The following is a 17,622-nucleotide window of genomic DNA, read 5'->3' on the forward strand; positions in this document are numbered from 1 at the left end:
CCCGCCCCAAGCCCCCGCCCCCAGCACCTGGTCCGCCTCAACGAACAGCCCTGAACGCACCGCACACGCGAACGGCCCCGAGGGAGAAGACCCCCGGGGCCACACGCACTCCGGCCGCTGGAACACCGCTACCCCGCCCCGGACTTCCGGCACTCCGGCTCACCGCGCCGCCGCCTCGGCCCGGACGACCGGCACCCCGGCTCAGAACACCGGCGTCCCCTCCCGCACCAACCGCCAGTCCACCGCCGCGAAATCAGCCGGGTCGATCGTCCCCGCCTCCCGCACCCACGCGATGATCGTGTTGCGGATCTCCTCCGAATTCGCCCACAGCTGCGTCGCCTTCGGCACATGCGGGAAATTGCCGCCCCCGCTCGCCCGGTAGTTGTTCACCGCCAGCACGAACCGCGCGTCGTCCGCCACCGGCGCCCCCTCGAAGGCCAGACCCACGATCCGCGCGCCCACCTCCTTCGAGATGTCGATGTCGTACGAAACACCCGACACCACGTCGTAGTTGTAGTCCGGCGTCCCGTCCGCGTTCGTCAACGCCGCCGGATCGACCGGCGCCCCCACCGCCGTACGCACGAAGAACTTCGCCGAGTACTCCAAGTACTCCTTCAACTGCGCACCCGTGATCAGCCGCGCCTCCAACGTGTTCTCGAACGTGTACAGACCCGCCGCGTCCCGGATCGTCACGTCCCCCGCCGGGAACCGCGCCGTACGCGAGAACGGCGACGCCTGCGACAGCACCGGCACCTCCGCGTACTCCCCGCCCGCCAGCGCGCCCCGCACCGTCTCCGCCTGCACATGGTTGATCAGATCGACCATCGGAACGTCCTTGTACGCCCCCTCCGCCGTCGACATCTCCACCACGGACGAACCGATCACCTGATTCACGTACGCCACCACCTCGCGGTGCTCCTTCGCGAGCAGCCGCGTGATCCGCGCGTCCTCCTCCACCTCGTTCGAGTTCAGCACCCGCGAAGCCACCCGCTCCACCGACCACCGACCCCGCTCCCACACCAGCGAGAAATCGAAGACCGACAGCCGCTGCCCCCACTTCAACGGCTCCGAGAGCACCACCTCACGCCCCGACGCCGCGTTCACCACCCGACGCTCCGGGATCTCCACGTGCGCGTGACCCACCAGAATCGCGTCGATCCCCGGCACCCGCTCCGCCACCCGCGCCGCCGCGTTCTCCACGTACGGCAACTGATCACCCCACGACGACGAACCGTCCGCCCCCGAGTGCGCCGCCACGAGCACCACGTCCGCGCCCATCGACCGCAGCTTCGGCACCCAGTACGCCGCCTGCTCCTCCAGCCCCGGGAACTTCAGCTTCCCCTGCACGTTCGCCTTGTCCCAGATCGCGATCCCCGGATTCGTCAGCCCGAGCACCGCCACCCGCACATCCCGCCCGTGCGGCGTCCGCAGGCGCTTCATCACGTACGGGCGGAACGCGGGCCGCCCCGACCGCGCGTCCACCGCGTTCGCCCCCAGCAACGGGAAGTCGCACTGCTCCTCGAACTTCCGCAGCACCTCGATCCCGTAGTTGAACTCGTGGTTCCCCAGCGCCGCCGCCTCGTACCCGATCGCGTTCATCGCCTTCGCCATCGGATGCACCGGCCCCCGCCGCGCCGTGATCGGGTCCACCCGCGCGTAGTAGTACGAGAGCTGCGTCCCCTGAATCGTGTCGCCCGCGTCGATGAGCAGCGTGTTCCCCCGGCCCTTCTCCTTCCGCAACCGGTTCACCAGCGTCGAGATCTTCGCGAGCCCGACGTCATTGTGCTGCGCGTCGTCGTACTCCTTATCGGTGAAATAATCCCAGTTCATCGCATTGCCGTGCAGATCCGTCGTCCCGAGCACCGAAAACCCGTACCGACGCGGCTCCTTGCCCCGCCCGCCCCCCTTCGCCGCCTCGGCCGGCGCCGCGGCGCCCAGCGCCACCGCCGCCCCGGTCGCCGCCGAAGCCCCCAGGAACACCCTGCGCTCCACGCTCATCACGCACTCCCTCTCGTCCGAAATCCGGAACAACGCGCGTAGATGATGGCCTGAAACGCCAACCCCGCAACACCCCCGCCACGTTGCGATCAGATGACCACCCGCGCACCCCGCCCCCGACACCCGCTCATCGGAGAGCGCGCCCGCTCATCCAATACTTGTCAAATCCCCTACACCCAAAGGCCGTTGACTCGTCACCCCCACCCAGCCCGCTACCCGCCGGTAAGCCCTAGGCTCGCACCATGCGCCGAGCGAAAATCGTCTGCACCCTGGGCCCAGCCACCGACTCCTACGACCAGATCAAAGCCCTGGTCGAAGCCGGAATGGACGTGGCCCGCTTCAACCTCAGCCACGGCAGCTACGCCGAACACGAGGAGCGCTACCACCGCGTCCGCGAGGCCGCCGAGGAGACCGGCCGCAGCGTCGGCATCCTCGCCGACCTCCAAGGCCCGAAGATCCGCCTCGGCCGCTTCAGCGAAGGCCCCGTACTCCTCGAACGCGGTGACACCTTCACCATCACCACCGAGGACGGCCACCTGGGCGACCGCACCAGCTGCGGCACCACCTACGCCGGACTCGCCGCCGACGTCGCCCCCGGCGAACGCGTCCTCGTCGACGACGGCAAGGTCTGCCTCCAGGTCACCGCCGTCGAAGGCCCCCGGGTCCGCACCACCGTCGTCGAAGGCGGCATGGTCTCCGACCACAAGGGCCTCAACCTCCCCGGCGTCGCCGTCTCCGTCCCCGCCCTCTCCGAGAAGGACATCGAAGACCTCCGCTGGGCCCTGCGCACCGGCGCCGACGTCATCGCCCTCAGCTTCGTCCGCAGCGCCCGCGACATCGTCGACGTCCACCGCGTCATGCGCGAGGAAGGCCGCCGCCTCCCCGTCATCGCCAAGGTCGAGAAGCCGCAGGCCGTCGAGAACATCGAGGAGATCGTCGATGCCTTCGACGGCATCATGGTCGCCCGCGGCGACCTCGGCGTCGAGATGCCCCTCGAAGCGGTGCCGCTCGTGCAGAAGCGCGCCATCAAGCTCGCCAAGCGGAACGCCAAGCCGGTCATCGTCGCGACCCAGATGCTCGACTCCATGATCGAGAACAGCCGGCCCACCCGCGCCGAAGCCTCCGACGTCGCCAACGCCGTGATCGACGGCACCGACGCCGTCATGCTCTCCGGGGAGACCAGCGTCGGGAAGTACGCCGTCGAGACCGTCCGCACCATGGGCCGCATCGTGGAGGCGGCCGAGGAGGAGATCCTCGACAAGGGCCTGCCGCCCCTCACCGACCGCAACAAGCCCCGCACCCAGGGCGGGGCCGTCGCCCGCGCGGCGGCCGAGATGGGCGACTTCCTCGGCGCCCGCTTCCTCGTCGCCTTCACGCAGTCCGGCGACACGGTCCGCCGCCTGAGCCGCTACCGCTCCCCGATCCCGCTCCTCGCCTTCACGCCCGACCCCGCGACGCGCGCGCAACTCAACCTGTCGTGGGGCGTGGAGACCTTCCTCGGGCCGCACGTGGACTCCACGGACGCGATGGTCGAGCAGGTCGACGACATGCTCCTGAAGCTCGGCCGCTGCGAGCCGGGCGACGTCGTCGTGATCACGGCCGGCTCCCCTCCGGGCATCGCGGGCACGACGAACCTGGTGCGGGTGCACCACATCGGCGAGGACGACGCCCCGAAGTAGCCGAGAGCGGCGAGGCGGGGGTGACCGGGCTCGCGGTCACCCCTTTCGTCGTTCCCCCGGGCACCTCTCCCGACAGCCGTCCCGGTCGCTGTCCCGGTACCGGTCTCAGTACTTGGGACCGATGTGGGCGTCCATGCGGGCGACGGAGGCTTTGCGGGCGACGGAGATGTTGTACGGGTTTCCGTGGCGATAGCACTCGGTCCATTCGATGCCGAGGAGATCGAGGGTGTCGGTGTACACCTTCCGAATGTCGTCGGACACGTTGGTGAACCAATAGCGCGGGTATTCGTAGCGCTTGCGTGCGCCGGCGACGATGCGGGTGGTCCAGTTCGTGATCCGGCAGCCGTCGGATTGGATGAGACCGCGAAGAAAATCCCAGGGGTGGGCGTCGACTATTTCCTGCTGCCAGGACTCCAGGGCGATTTCCCGGTGGTGCTTCTTTCCCGGGCCGTGTTGGGGGAAGAGATGGAACAGATGGGACGAGTAGACCTTGATGTGGTGACAGCCCTTGCTTCGTACGCGACACGTCGCCCTGTCGGGGAACACCAGACGTATCACTTGCTCGCACTCGTCCTGGATGCCTGGCCAGGTATCGTCCAGAGTGACCGTGAGACTGGGTGTGGGGTGCTGCCTCGGGAAGCTGATGTGCCCGTCGCCGAGGTACAGGCCGAGCAGATGGCTGTAGGCGCGTTCGTCCAGGGGAGCCGTGCGATCGCAGGCGAAGCAGATGGTGCTTCTTTTCCTGCCGGGGCATTCGCCCCGCGTGGCCCGGTCCTTGTGCTTCCAGTAACTGATGGTGCCGTAGGGGACATCGAGGCGTCGGGCCACTTCTGCGTTGGGAATTCCCTCGCGCAGGAGCGTCAAGGCTGTTCGCCGCACTTCGAGGCTGTGGAAGGTCATGCATTTATCGTGCGGAGTGCGGGAGGTGATGACAGAAAAGCGGCGGGGATTCACTCGAAAGTGAATCCCGAGCGCCCCCCAGCCCGAGTCGTCTTCCGCTGCCGCCGCCGCCCACGGCGAGTCGTCGCATGTGCCGCCCCTCACCACCCGTGTCGTCATCGCCGAGGACGAGGCGCTCATCCGGCTCGATCTCAAGGAGATGCTGGAGGAGGAGGGGTACACCGTCGTCGGGGAGGCCGGGGACGGGCAGCAGGCGGTGGAGCTGGCGCGCGAGCACCGGCCCGACCTGGTGATCCTGGACGTGAAGATGCCCGTGCTGGACGGGATCTCGGCGGCCGAGAAGATCGCCGAGGAGTCCATCGCCCCCGTGCTGATGCTCACCGCGTTCTCGCAGCGCGACCTCGTCGAGCGGGCGCGGGACGCGGGCGCGATGGCGTACCTCGTGAAGCCGTTCAGCAAGAGCGACGTCGTCCCGGCGATCGAGATGGCCGTCTCGCGGTTCACGGAGTTGCGGGCGCTGGAGAAGGAGGTCGAGGACCTCTCGCAGCGGCTGGAGACGCGCAAGCTCGTGGACAGGGCGAAGTCGGTGCTGCAGACGGAGTACGGGCTCACCGAGCCGGCCGCGTTCCGGTGGATCCAGAAGACGTCGATGGACCGGCGGATGTCGATGCGGCAGGTCGCCGAGGCCGTGATCGAGGACGCGGCGGAGAAGAAGGCGGCGAAGGACCGGAAGGACGCGTAGCCGCCGGGGTACGGACGGCGAAAGGGGCGCCCACCATCTGGTGGGCGCCCCTTTCGCGTACCGGTCCGGCGTCTCGCCGTCCCGGCCGGGGAGGTCAGTCCTCGCCGAGGTACGCCTTGCGGACGGACTCGTCGTGGAGGAGGTCGGAGCCCGTGCCGCTCAGGACGATCGTGCCGATCTCCATGACGTGCGCCTGGTCGGCGAGGGAGAGCGCGGCCTGCGCGTTCTGCTCGACGAGCAGGATCGTGGTGCCCTGTTCGCGCAGTTCGCTGATGGTCGTCATGATCTTCTGCATCATGATCGGCGAGAGGCCCATGGAGGGTTCGTCGAGCATGAGGAGCTTCGGCTTGGACATGAGGGCGCGGCCCATGGCGAGCATCTGCTGTTCGCCGCCGGAGAGCGTGCCCGCCGCCTGCCTGCGGCGTTCCCCGAGGATGGGGAAGAGGTCGTAGGCGTGCTGGATGTCCTGGGCGATGCCCTCGGTGTCCTTGCGGAGGAAGGCGCCGAGGCGGAGGTTGTCCTCGATGGTCATGCGGGGAAAGATGTGGCGGCCTTCGGGGGAGTGCGCCAGGCCGAGCGCGACGATCTGGTCGGCGCGGTACTTGTGGAGCGGTTGTCCGTCGAAGGTGATGGTGCCGGCGAGGGGTTTCAGGAGTCCGCTGAGGGTGCGGAGGGTCGTGGTCTTCCCGGCGCCGTTCGTGCCGATGAGGGTGACGACCTGTCCGGCCTCGACGGTGAAGCTGATGCCCTTGACGGCTTCGATCTTGCCGTAGGCGACGCGGAGGTTGTCGACTTCGAGGAGCGCGGTCACTTGCCGTCCTCCTTCGTGGTGCGGGGGGTCTCGTTCTTGGCCGCGGCTTCGGCGGCCTGGACCTCGGCGAGGGCCTCGTCCTCGGGGGCGGTGTCCATGGGGGTGCCGAGGTAGGCGGCGACGACGCGTTCGTCGGCCTGGACGACCTCGGGGGTGCCTTCGAGGAGTTTCTGTCCCTGGACGAGGACGGCGACGCGGTCGCTGAGGTTGAAGATGAACCGCATGTCGTGCTCGATGACGAGGACGGCGGTGCCCTGGTCGCGGATGGCGAAGACGAGTTCCTCGGTGGCGCGGGTCTCCTGGGGGTTCATGCCGGCGGTGGGCTCGTCGAGGAGGAGGAGTCCCGGGTCGCTGGCGAGGGCGCGGGCGATCTCCAGCTTGCGCTGCTCGCCGTAGGGGAGGTTGCGCGAGAGGTGGTCCGCCTTGTGGGCGAGGCCGATGAACTCCAGGAGTTCCATGGCGCGTGCGGTGGAGGCGGCTTCGGCGCGCTTGAACCCGGGGCCGCGCAGGAGGGCGGAGAAGAGCCCTTCGCGGGTGCGGGTGTGGCGGCCGACGAGGACGTTCTCCAGGACGGTCATGTTGGCGAAGAGCCGGATGTTCTGGAAGGTGCGGGCGATGCCGGCCTTGGTGACGAGGTGGGGTTTGGGCGGGAGGGTGGTGCCTTTGTAGGCGACGCGGCCCTCGGTGGGGACGTAGAGGCCGGTGAGGCAGTTGAAGAAGGTGGTCTTTCCCGCGCCGTTGGGGCCGATGAGGCCGACGATCTCGCCGGTGTTGACGGTGAGGGAGACGTCGCGCACGGCGGTGAGGCCGCCGAAGCGCATGGTGACGCCGGTGGCTTCGAGGACGGCGGTGCCGGTGGGGGCGGGGGTGTGCGTCGTGGTGGTCATGGTGGTCAGGCCCCCGCTTTGGTGACGCCGGTGGCGGCTTCGGGGGCGTTGTCCCCGTTCAGGCGCTGTTCCGGCACGGCGAGTTGGTCGTTCTCGTGGAATTCGAGCTGCTTGCGGCGGTCGGGGACGATGCCCTCGGGGCGCAGGCGCATGAGGAGGATGAGGGCGAGGCCGAAGAGCAGAAGCTGGTACTTCTGCATGAATTCGAGCTTCTCCGGGATGAGGAAGAGCAGTGCGGCGCCGATGAGGGGGCCGGTGATGGTGCCCATGCCGCCGAGGATGACGGCGGCGATGAGGAAGGCCGAGTTGGGCGGGGCGGTCCCGGCGAACTGGTACTGCTCGGGGGTGACGCTGTAGTTGACGTGTGCCTGGACGGTGCCCGCGAGTCCGGCGAGGGTCGCGCCGAGGGCGAAGGCGAGGAGCTTGAGGCGGAAGCCGTTGATGCCCATGGCGGAGGCGGCGGTCTCGTCCTCGCGGATGGCGACCCAGGCGCGGCCGATGCGGGACTGCCCGGAGCGGTGGAAGACGAGGAGGACGATCGCGGTGAACAGGAGCATCAGCAGGAAGTAGTTGCCGGACCTGCCGAGGTTGAGGCCGAGGATGTCGTGGCTCTCGCCGAACTTGAACCCGAAGAGTTCGAGGTCGGGGATGTTGGGGACGCCCTGGGAGCCGTTGACGAGGTCGGGGCCGCTGTTCCCGTTGAGGTTGTTCATGGTGATCCGGAAGATCTCTCCGAATCCCAGGGTGACGATGGCGAGGTAGTCGCCGCGCAGTCGCAGGGTGGGTGCGCCGATGACGACGCCGAAGATGAGCGAGACGGCGGCGCCGGTGAGGACGGCGAGGGGGAAGGGGAAGTGGACGCCGATGCTGGACTGGGGGGAACCGGAGACGAGGGCGGCGGTGTAGGCGCCGACGCCGAGGAAGGCGACGTATCCGAGGTCGAGGAGTCCGGCGAGGCCGACGACGACGTTGAGGCCGAGGGCGACGGTGGCGAAGATCAGGATGTTGGTCCCGATGAGCGCGTAGGTGTCGTTGTCCTGGGTGAAGGGGAAGCAGATCGCGGCGACGAACATCGCGGCGAGGCTGACGGTGCGGTGGCGTGCGGTGAGGGCGGCGAGGCGGCGGAAGAGTCCGGCGCGTGCCAGGGAGAGGGCGCCGAGGGCGACGAGGATGAGGTAGCCGATGAAGAGTTCGGAGTTGGCGCTGTCGATGTCGATGCCGTACGTGAAGACGTAGAGCGCGAGTCCGAAGGCGACGGCGATGACGAGGATCTCGGCCCAGGCCGGCAGGGCGCGGCGGGGGGCGCGGGGGGCCGGGGCCTTGAGGGTGTGGGTGAAGCGGTGGAACGCGGTGTCGCCCGGCTGGGGCTCGTAGGGGGTGTCGTCGGGGAGGCCGAAGGTGGCGGCGACGGCGACGAGGGAGCCGACGAGGGAGATCCAGGCGCCGGGGTCGAGGGCGATGAGCCCGTCGAGTTCGACGGCGATCGCGATGACGGTGTAGAGGGTGGCGACGGCGGTGCCGAGGGCCATGAGGCGTACGGCGCTGTACGGGCCGCCGGGGGTGAGCCAGCGCAGTCCCTTGGTGCCGAGTGCGGCGAGGGCGAGGAGCGCGGTGAGGAGGGCTCCGGTGAGGGTGATGAGCTGGAGGCCGCCGGGATAGCCGTTGACGGTGAGGTTGCCGGGGAACTCCTCGGTGTACGTCCAGGAGAGGAAGGTGCCGGCGAAGGCGAGGAGGGCGCCCGCGAGGGTGCCGTAGCGGGCGGCGGGGGCGGGCAGTGTGAGCAGGTGGGTGTCGGTCATGGTGTTCACGCCCTGTCCGCGACGCGTTCGCCCAGGAGACCCTGGGGCCTGATGAGGAGGACGACGATGAGGAGCACGAAGGCCCAGACGTCCTTCCAGGCGCCGCCGCCGAAGAGGTCCATGCCGGGGACGTCGCCCATGTAGCCGGTGGCGAGGGATTCCGCGACGCCGAGGACGAGTCCGCCGAGCATGGCTCCGTAGAGGTTGCCGATGCCGCCGAGCACGGCGGCGGTGAAGGCTTTGAGGCCCATGATGAAGCCCATGCGGAAGCCGATCTGGCCGTTGTGCAGGCCGTAGCCGACGGCGGCGACGGCGGCGAACGCGGCACCGATGGCGAAGGCCATGACGATGATGCGGTCGGTGTTGATGCCCATGAGCTTGGCGGTGTCGGGGTCCTGGGCGGTGGCCTGCATGCCGCGTCCGGAGCGGGTCCGGTTGACGAACCAGCCGAGGGCGATCATGCAGAGGGGGGCGGCGATGATGACGAAGAGGTCGCCGCGCTGGACCGTGGCGCCGAGGATGTGGAAGGGGTCGCCGTGGAACTGGGGGAAGGAGATGTCGGACTTGGCGTCGGGGTAGAAGGCCCAGACGAGTTGCTGGAGGAAGAGGGAGAGCCCGATGGCGGTGATGAGGGGGGCGAGGCGGGGTGCGCCGCGCAGGGGGCGGTAGGCGAAGCGTTCCGCCGCGGTGCCCACGAGGACGGAGCAGAGGATGCCGCCGAGGATCATGAGGGGGATGACGGCGGCGAGTGAGGAGCCGTCGGGCAGGAGGGTCCAGACGGTGTAGGCGCCGAACCCTCCGATCATGAATATCTCGCCGTGGGCGAAGTTGATGAGCTGGACAATGCCGTAGACCATCGTGTAGCCGATCGCGATGAGTCCGTACATCGCGCCGAGGATGAGTCCATTGGCCAGCTGTTGCGGCAGTTCGTGCACCGCAGGGCCTCCGTGGAGTGGTCGGATAAGGGGACGCCGCGCGGGACGCTGTGTGCATCCCGCGCGGCGTGTGGGGTGCCCGGTGCCGGGCGGGTGGGGCGGGGTGACGGGCGCTCGGGGGCCGCGGGTGCGGACCTCAGCGGGTCACGGCTTGTAGACCTCGCTCTTCTTGGGCACCCACTTGCCGCCCTCGACCTGGTAGGCGGTCATCATCGTGTTGGTGGTGTCGCCGTACTCGTCGTAGGAGATGTCGCCGGTGACGCCGGAGAACTTGACGGTGCTCATGGCGTCGAGGACCTTGGCGCGGGCGTCGGAGGGCAGCTTGCCGTCGTTGTCGTCGACGACCTTCTTGACGGCCTCGATGATGGACCAGGCGGCGTCGTAGGTGCCGCCGCCGTACGCCTCGTAGCCGTCCTTGTATCCGGCGGCCTCGTAGTCGGAGATGAACTTTTTGGCGGAGTCCAGCTTTTCGACGGGGGCGCCGACGGAGGTGGCGAGGTCGCCCTGGGCCTTCTTGTTGAGCTTGATGAAGTCGGCGGCGTAGATGCCGTCACCGCCCATGAGGGGGATCTTGGCGCCGCTGTCCTTGAGCTGCTGGCTCAGGGGGCCGGCGGCGGGGTACTCGCCGCCGTAGTAGACGGCCTCGGCGCCGGTCTTCTTGACCTTGGCGACGACGGAGTTGAAGTCGCGGTCCTCGGGGTTGATGTGGTCGGCGCCGACGATCTTGCCGCCGAGCTTGGCGAAGGTGTCCTTGAAGGAGGCGGCGAGACCGGCGCCGTAGGTCTTCTGGTCGTCGATCAGGTAGACCTTGTCGATCTTCGCCGTCTCGTGGAGGTACTTGGCGGCGAAGGAGCCCTGGATCTGGTCGGTCGTCGCGGTGCGGAAGTAGGAGGCGAAGGGGCGCTTCTTGTCGCCGCTCTTCCAGTTGTCGCCCTGGGTGAGCTCGGTGCCGGTGTTGGCGGGCGAGACCTGGGTGAGTTTCGCGTCGTTGAAGGGCTTCTGCATCGACTGCGAGACGTTGGAGTTCAGCGGGCCGACGACGCCGAGGACGTCCTTGTTGCCGATGAACTTGGTGGCGTTCTGCTGGCCGATGGTCGGCTGCGCCTGGTCGTCGAGCGGCTGGACCTTGAAGGTGACGCCCGGGACGAGGTCCTGCTTGTTGGCGATCTTGGTGGCGAGTTCGGCGGAGTTGCGGATGCCGAGGCCGAGGGCGGAGAGGTCGCCGGTGATGGGTGCGTCGACGCCGATGACGACGGTGGTCTTCTTGCCGCCGCTCGAACCGCCCTTGTCGTCGCCGGAGTCGTCGTCGCGTGAACCGCAGGCGCTGAGGGTGAGTGCCCCGGTGGTCAGGACGGTGGTGAGGATGAGCAAGGAACGGTGTCGCACGGATGGGTCCTTTCCCTGGCGCGGCCTCCGCGCTGGAGGTGCCGTGTCGATCGCGCCGGGCAGGACGGTGGTGCTCGGTGGTGCGGTGGTGCTCGGGGTGGTGCTGCCCGGCGTAATGGTGACTGGCGGTGACTCTAAGCGCAGGCGAAGGGGTGTGGGGTGGAGAGGGGACAGGATGTGACTGTCTTGTTATGCGAGAAGGGGGTTGAGCCGAGGAAGTGGGGGCGCGCGTTCCACATGCTGAGAACTCCCTGCGTATGTAAGTAACTTCAGGGGGTTTTGGTGCTGGCGCACATCTGTCCCCTGGTGCCCGTGGGGGTGGTGGGGGTCGTTTTGGTGCGTGAACGGGGTGTGCGGGCCGTATTGCGTGTGTGTTACGCAACGTGACGGGCGGCGGGCGGGAAACGGGCGCGCGACGGGCCGTCGCGGGCGGGTGCCGCGGGGCGGTTGTCCGGTGGGCGGTGCACGTGTGCGGGAATGCGAACGGCGGGGCCCGTCCCCGGTGTTGGGGCGGGGCCCCCCCCGGGGGGGGGGGGGGGGCCGGGGGGGGTTTGTCGGGTGGGGGGTCCGCGTGTGGGGAAATGCGAGCGGGGGGCCCCTCCCCCGGTGTTGGGGGGGGCCCCGCCGTGAGCAGTTGAGGTCCACGCCGACGGCGATCTTCTCGGGACCGCCGTGGAGCATCGCGCCGACGGAGCCGAGCGTCTCGGCGAGGACGGCGGACGCGCCGCCGTGCAGGAGGCCGTAAGGCTGCGTGTTGCCCTCGACGGGCATGGTGCCGACGACCTTCTCGGGGGAGGCCTCGACGACCTCGATGCCCATCCGGGTGCCGAGGTGGCCCGCCGAGAAGTAGGAGGGGAGGTCGACGCCGAGGCTGCTGAAGCGGTCGAGGACTTCCTGGGGGAACTTCACACCGCGGTGCTCGCCCATGTGCGGCTCCGTTTCTTTCGCGTCCGCCGCGTGGCCCGCGCGGCCACGCCACCCGCGGCGGGTGCCGCGTGCGGTTCTGTCCTATCAGGTGGGCTGAGCGAACGCTTAGTGCCCTTGGTCACGTGCGGGGACGGGGGAGGACCCGACCGGCGGGGACCCGGCGTGGTGCCCACCCGCGTGGCGGCGTCCGCTCAGTCGGCGGGCGCCTGCGCGCCGGCCGGTTCGAGGCGCACGACGAGGGACTTGGACGCGGGCGTGTTGCTCGTGTCGGCGGTCGCGTCGAGCGGGACGAGGACGTTGGTCTCGGGATAGTAGGCGGCGGCGCAGCCGCGCGCGGTCGGGTAGTGCACGACGCGGAAGCGCGGCGCGCGGCGCTCGCTGCCGTCCCGCCACTCGCTGACGAGGTCCACGTACGCCCCGTCCTCGTACCCGAGCGCGGTCGCGTCCTCGGGGTGGACGAGGACGACGCGGCGGCCGTTGGTGATGCCGCGGTAGCGGTCGTCGAGCCCGTAGATCGTGGTGTTGTACTGGTCGTGCGAGCGCAGCGTCTGGAGCAGGAGCCGCCCGGCCGGCAGGTGCGGGAACTCGACGGGCGCGGCGGTGAAGTTGGCCTTGCCCGTGGCGGTGGGGAAGCGGCGCTCGTCGCGCGGGGCGTGCGGGAGGGCGAAGCCGCCGGGGTGGGCGACGCGCGCGTTGAAGTCCTCGAAGCCGGGGACCACGCGGGCGACGCTGTCGCGTACGCGCCCGTAGTCGGCGGCGAACTCCTCCCAGGGCAGCGGAGACGCGGGGAGCACGGCGCGGGCGAGACGGGCCACGATCGCGGGCTCGGAGAGCAGCGTGGGGCTCGCGGGGGCGAGGCGTCCGCGCGAGGCGTGGACCATGCCCATGGAGTCCTCGACCGTGACGAACTGCTCGCCGCCCGCCTGGACATCGCGCTCCGTGCGGCCGAGCGTGGGGAGGATCAGCGCGCGGGCCCCGGTGACGACGTGGGAGCGGTTGAGCTTCGTGGAGACGTGCACGGTGAGGCGGGCACGGCGCATCGCGGCCTCGGTGACCTCGGTGTCCGGCGACGCGGCGACGAAGTTCCCGCCCATCGCGAGGAAGACCTTCGCCTTCCCGTCGCGCAGCGCGCGGATGGCGCGGACGACGTCGTAGCCGTGCGCACGGGGCGGCGCGAAGCCGAACTCGCGCTCCAGGGCGTCGAGGAAGGCGGGCGCGGGGCGTTCGAAGATGCCCATGGTGCGGTCGCCCTGCACGTTGGAGTGGCCGCGCACGGGGCAGACGCCCGCGCCGGGACGGCCGATGTTCCCGCGCAGCAGCAGGAAGTTGACGATCTCGCGGATCGTGGGCACCGAGTGCTTGTGCTGCGTGAGGCCCATCGCCCAGCACACGATGGTGCGTTCGGAGGCGAGGACGAGGCGCAGCGCCGCCTCGACATCGGCATGGCCCAGGCCCGTCGCCGCGAGGGTCTCCTCCCAGTCGGCGTCGCGCGCGGCCTTCGCGAAGTCCTCGAAGCCGTGGGTGTGCTCAGCGATGAAGGACTCGTCGAGCGCGCCCCCGGTCTCCAGGATCAGCTTGTTGAGGAGCCGGAAGAGGGCCTGGTCGCCGCCGATGCGGACCTGGAGGAAGAGGTCGGTGAGCGCGGTGCCGCTCGTGAGGCCCTTGGGTGTCTGCGGGTTCTTGAACCGTTCGAGTCCGGCTTCGGGCAGCGGGTTGACGCTGATGATCTTCGCGCCACCGGCCTTCGCCTTCTCCAGCGCGGAGAGCATCCGGGGGTGGTTGGTGCCCGGGTTCTGGCCCGCGACGATGATCAGATCGGCCCGGTGGAGGTCTTCGAGCGAGACGCTGCCCTTGCCGACGCCGATCGTCTCCGAGAGCGCGGAACCGCTCGACTCGTGGCACATGTTGGAGCAGTCGGGCAGGTTGTTCGTGCCGAACTCGCGGGCGAAGAGCTGGTAGAGGAACGCGGCCTCGTTGCTCGTGCGGCCCGAGGTGTAGAAGACGGCCTCGTCGGGCGAGCCGAGCGCGGTCAGCTCCTCGGCGATGACGCGGAAGGCCTCGTCCCAGCTCACGGGCGTGTAGTGCGTGGCGCCCTCGGCGAGGTGCATGGGCTGGGTGAGACGGCCCTGCTGGCCGAGCCAGTACCCGCTGCGCCCGGCGAGGTCGGCGACGGAGTGGGCGGCGAAGAAGTCCGGGCCCACGCGGCGCAGCGTCGCCTCCTCGGCGACGGCCTTCGCGCCGTTCTCGCAGAACTCGGCGGTGTGCCGCTTGTCGCCCTCGGGCCACGCGCAGCCCGGGCAGTCGAAGCCGTCCTTCTGGTTGACCCGCAGCAGTGTGAGCGCCGTGCGCCTGACCCCCATCTGCCGCTGCGCGACGCGCAGCGAGTGCCCGACGGCGGGCAGCCCGGCCGCGGCGTGCTGGGGGGCGGTGACGCGCGGTGCGTCCTGGGCCGGATCGCTCGCGGGCGGCTTCGTCGCCATGGGTCCCTCCGCTGCTCGTACGTACCGTCTCGATCCTCGCACGGCGACGCGGGGCGGGACGGTTCCGGGGCGGGGCTTTCGCGGGTGCGGGGGCCGGGACGCGCGGGGCGCGCGGGGGCGGGGGACCGGTTCGCATGGTGGCGCGGGGCGGTGCGCGCGGGGGCGCGGGGCCGGTGCGCGCCGTGGCACGGGCGCGGGACGCCGTCCGGGAGCGTCCGGCGGTGCCCCCGGACCCCCCGGCCGTCCGCGTCGCGCGGTCCGCGCTGTCAGTGCTCCGTGGCAGGATCGGGGGCGTGGCACAGACAGCAGCGAAGAAGAAGTCCGCGACCGCCGAGCAGAGCCCCGCCAAGGGGGGTGGCGGCCGTCCCCGGCTCATGCTCATGGACGGGCACTCCCTGGCGTACCGGGCGTTCTTCGCGCTGCCCGCGGAGAATTTCACGACGTCCACCGGGCAGCCGACGAACGCGATCTACGGATTCGCCTCGATGCTCGCGAACACGCTGCGCGACGAGCAGCCCACGCACTTCGCGGTCGCCTTCGACGTCTCGCGCAAGACATGGCGGGCCGAGGAGTTCACCGAGTACAAGGCGAACAGGGCGAAGACCCCCGACGAGTTCCGCGGGCAGGTCGAGCTGATCGGCGAACTGCTCGACACGATGCACGCGGACCGCTTCGCCGTCGAGGGCTTCGAGGCGGACGACATCATCGCGACGCTGGCCACGCGGGCGGAGGCGGCCGGCTTCGACGTCCTCATCGTCACCGGCGACCGGGACTCCTTCCAGCTCGTCTCGGAGCACACGACCGTGCTCTACCCCACGAAGGGCGTCTCCGAGCTGACCCGCTACACGCCCGAGAAGGTCGAGGAACGGTACGGGCTCACCCCCGCCCAGTACCCGGACTTCGCGGCGCTGCGCGGCGACCCCTCCGACAACCTGCCCGGCATCCCCGGCGTCGGCGAGAAGACGGCGGCGAAGTGGATCACGCAGTTCGGCTCCTTCGCCGAGCTCGTCGAGCGCGCCGAGGAGGTCAAGGGCAAGGCGGGGCAGAACTTCCGGGACCACCTGGAGGCCGTGAAGCTCAACCGGCGGCTCACCGAGATGGTCAGGGACGTGCCCCTCGACAAGGGCCCCGAGGACCTGGAGCGCGCCCCGTACGACCGCAAGCAGCTCGCCGTCCTCCTCGACACCCTGGAGATCCGCAACCCCTCGCTGCGCGAACGGCTGCTCGCCGTCGACCCGGGCGCCGAGCAGGAGCAGGAGCCCGTCACGGAGGACGTGGCGCTGGACGCGACGCTCGTCCCGGCGAACGGGAAGCTCGCTCCCTGGCTGGAGGAGCACGGCAACGCGGTGCTCGGCGTGGCCACGGTCGACACGTGGAAGCTCGGCGCGGGCGAGGTCGCCGAGGTCGGGCTCGCCGCCGCGGGCGGGGCCGCCGCCTGGTTCGAGCCCTCGGCGCTCGACGAGGACGACGAGCGCGCCTTCGCCGACTGGCTCGGCGACCCGGAGCGGCCCAAGGTCATGCACGACGCGAAGGGCCTGATGCGCGTCTTCGGCGAGCACGGCATGCGCGTCGCGGGTGTCTCGATGGACACGGCGCTCGGCGCGTACCTCGTCAAGCCGGGCCGCCGCACCTTCGCGCTCGACGCCCTCTCCCTGGAGTACCTGGGCCGCGAACTGGTCCCCGCCCAGGAGTCGGACGGGCAGCTCGCCTTCGGCGCCGACGACGAGACCCAGGCGCGCACGCTCATGGTCGAGGCCCGCACGATCCTCGACCTCGGCACAGCGCTCGGCGCGCGCCTGCCCGAGGTCGGCGCGGAAGGGCTGCTCACCGACATCGAGCTGCCCACCTCGGCGCTCCTCGCGCGGATGGAGCGGGCCGGGATCGCGGCGGACCGCGAGCACCTGGAGGAGATGGAGCGGCAGTTCGCGGGCGCGGTCGAGCAGGCGGTGCGCGAGGCGCACGCGGCGGTCGGGCACGAGTTCAACCTCGGCTCGCCCAAGCAGCTCCAGGAAGTCCTCTTCGGCGAGCTGAACCTGCCGAAGACCCGCAAGACCAAGACCGGTTACACGACGGACGCCGACTCGCTCGCCTGGCTCGCCGGGCAGACGGAGCACGAGCTGCCGGTCATCATGCTGCGCCACCGCGAGCAGGCGAAGCTGCGGAGCACGGTCGAGGGGCTCATCAAGTCGATCGCCCCCGACGGCCGCATCCACACGACGTTCAACCAGACCGTCGCGGCCACGGGCCGGCTCTCCTCGACGGACCCGAACCTCCAGAACATCCCCGTGCGCACCGACGAGGGCCGCGCGATCCGCCGCGGCTTCGTCGTCGGCGAGGGCTACGAGGCCCTCATGACCGCCGACTACAGCCAGATCGAGCTGCGGGTCATGGCGCACCTGTCGGAGGACGAGGGGCTCATCGCCGCGTTCACCTCGGGCGAGGACCTGCACCGCACGGTCGCCGGGTACGTCTTCAACGTCGAACCGGCCGCCGTCGACGCCGAGATGCGGCGCAAGATCAAGGCCATGTCGTACGGCCTCGCCTACGGCCTGTCCGCCTTCGGCCTCTCGCAGCAGCTCGCCATCGACCCCGGCGAGGCACGCGCCCTCATGGACACGTACTTCGAGCGCTTCGGCGGGGTGCGCGACTACCTGCACCGTGTCGTCGAGGAGGCGCGCGCCACCGGCTACACGGCCACGATGCTCGGCCGCCGCCGCTACCTGCCCGACCTCAACAGCGACAACAGGCAGCGCCGCGAGGCCGCCGAGCGCATGGCGCTCAACGCGCCGATCCAGGGCACGGCCGCCGACATCGTGAAGATCGCGATGCTGGGCGTGGACCGCGCGCTGCGCGAGGCGGAGCTGACCTCGAGGACACTGCTCCAGGTCCACGACGAAATCGTCCTGGAACTCGCCCCGGGCGAACGCGAGCCGGTCGAGGAGATCCTGCGCCGCGAGATGGCCGCGGCGGCCCAGCTCCGCGCCCCGCTCACGGTCTCGGTCGGTGTCGGGCCGAACTGGGAGGCGGCGGCGCACTGACGACGAGGGGCACGGGGGCCAGGGCGGCGGGGGAGTCGGC

Annotated in this window: 11 protein-coding genes and 1 pseudogene; 3 read left to right on the top strand and 9 right to left on the bottom strand. The window is 70.1% G+C overall.

Translation table 11 applies throughout. The features are described 5' to 3' along the window. Positions 1-201 precede the first annotated feature (201 nt). Positions 202-1,998, bottom strand: coding sequence for a bifunctional metallophosphatase/5'-nucleotidase (locus IF99_RS0126640; protein ID WP_031000250.1), 1,797 nt, complete (start codon positions 1,996-1,998; stop codon positions 202-204). A gap of 242 nt (positions 1,999-2,240) precedes the next feature. Here IF99_RS0126640 and pyk point away from each other — a divergent pair, with 242 nt between their 5' ends. Further along, the gene (pyk, locus tag IF99_RS0126645; RefSeq protein ID WP_078655295.1) at positions 2,241-3,677 is read left to right on the top strand and encodes a pyruvate kinase; all 1,437 of its coding nucleotides are present in this window, start codon (positions 2,241-2,243) and stop codon (positions 3,675-3,677) included. A gap of 105 nt (positions 3,678-3,782) precedes the next feature. Here pyk and IF99_RS0126650 read toward each other — a convergent pair whose 3' ends face one another. After that, positions 3,783-4,577, bottom strand: a complete 795-nt coding sequence (locus IF99_RS0126650; RefSeq protein ID WP_031000254.1) for a helix-turn-helix domain-containing protein — start codon at positions 4,575-4,577, stop codon at positions 3,783-3,785. 64 nt (positions 4,578-4,641) lie between these two features. Here IF99_RS0126650 and IF99_RS0126655 point away from each other — a divergent pair, with 64 nt between their 5' ends. Continuing rightward, positions 4,642-5,319 carry an ANTAR domain-containing response regulator gene (locus IF99_RS0126655; RefSeq protein ID WP_031000256.1) on the top strand — a complete coding sequence of 226 codons (678 nt, stop codon included), beginning with the start codon at positions 4,642-4,644 and terminating at the stop codon, positions 5,317-5,319. A gap of 94 nt (positions 5,320-5,413) precedes the next feature. Here IF99_RS0126655 and IF99_RS0126660 read toward each other — a convergent pair whose 3' ends face one another. From IF99_RS0126660 to IF99_RS0126690, 7 genes and pseudogenes are all read right to left on the bottom strand, one after another. After that, complete coding sequence (locus IF99_RS0126660; protein WP_031000258.1) at positions 5,414-6,130, bottom strand: ABC transporter ATP-binding protein; 717 nt, start codon at positions 6,128-6,130, stop codon at positions 5,414-5,416. Beyond that, a complete protein-coding gene (locus tag IF99_RS0126665) occupies positions 6,127-7,017 on the bottom strand; it encodes an ABC transporter ATP-binding protein (RefSeq protein ID WP_031000260.1) in 891 nt (296 codons plus the stop codon). Before IF99_RS0126665 ends, IF99_RS0126660 begins: the two co-directional genes overlap by 4 nt. 5 nt (positions 7,018-7,022) lie before the next feature. Next, a complete protein-coding gene (locus IF99_RS0126670) occupies positions 7,023-8,816 on the bottom strand; it encodes a branched-chain amino acid ABC transporter permease (RefSeq protein ID WP_031000261.1) in 1,794 nt (597 codons plus the stop codon). A 5-nt stretch (positions 8,817-8,821) separates the two neighbouring features. Continuing rightward, positions 8,822-9,751 carry a branched-chain amino acid ABC transporter permease gene (locus IF99_RS0126675; RefSeq protein WP_031000263.1) on the bottom strand — a complete coding sequence of 310 codons (930 nt, stop codon included), beginning with the start codon at positions 9,749-9,751 and terminating at the stop codon, positions 8,822-8,824. A 144-nt stretch (positions 9,752-9,895) separates the two neighbouring features. After that, the gene (locus IF99_RS0126680) at positions 9,896-11,122 is read right to left on the bottom strand and encodes a branched-chain amino acid ABC transporter substrate-binding protein (protein WP_031000264.1); all 1,227 of its coding nucleotides are present in this window, start codon (positions 11,120-11,122) and stop codon (positions 9,896-9,898) included. A gap of 612 nt (positions 11,123-11,734) precedes the next feature. Next, a pseudogene (locus IF99_RS32955) lies at positions 11,735-12,064 on the bottom strand (PaaI family thioesterase); the annotation flags it as partial. A 191-nt stretch (positions 12,065-12,255) separates the two neighbouring features. Next, positions 12,256-14,544: an FdhF/YdeP family oxidoreductase gene (locus tag IF99_RS0126690; protein ID WP_031000266.1), complete on the bottom strand. Its 2,289-nt coding sequence runs from the start codon at positions 14,542-14,544 to the stop codon at positions 12,256-12,258. 293 nt (positions 14,545-14,837) lie between these two features. On the opposite strand from IF99_RS0126690, the gene polA reads away from it, so the two are divergent. Further along, positions 14,838-17,582 carry a DNA polymerase I gene (gene polA, locus IF99_RS0126695; protein WP_031000267.1) on the top strand — a complete coding sequence of 915 codons (2,745 nt, stop codon included), beginning with the start codon at positions 14,838-14,840 and terminating at the stop codon, positions 17,580-17,582. Positions 17,583-17,622 lie beyond the last annotated feature (40 nt).

It is taken from the genome of Streptomyces sp. NRRL F-5630 (assembly GCF_000719475.1).
GTDB lineage: Bacteria > Actinomycetota > Actinomycetes > Streptomycetales > Streptomycetaceae > Streptomyces.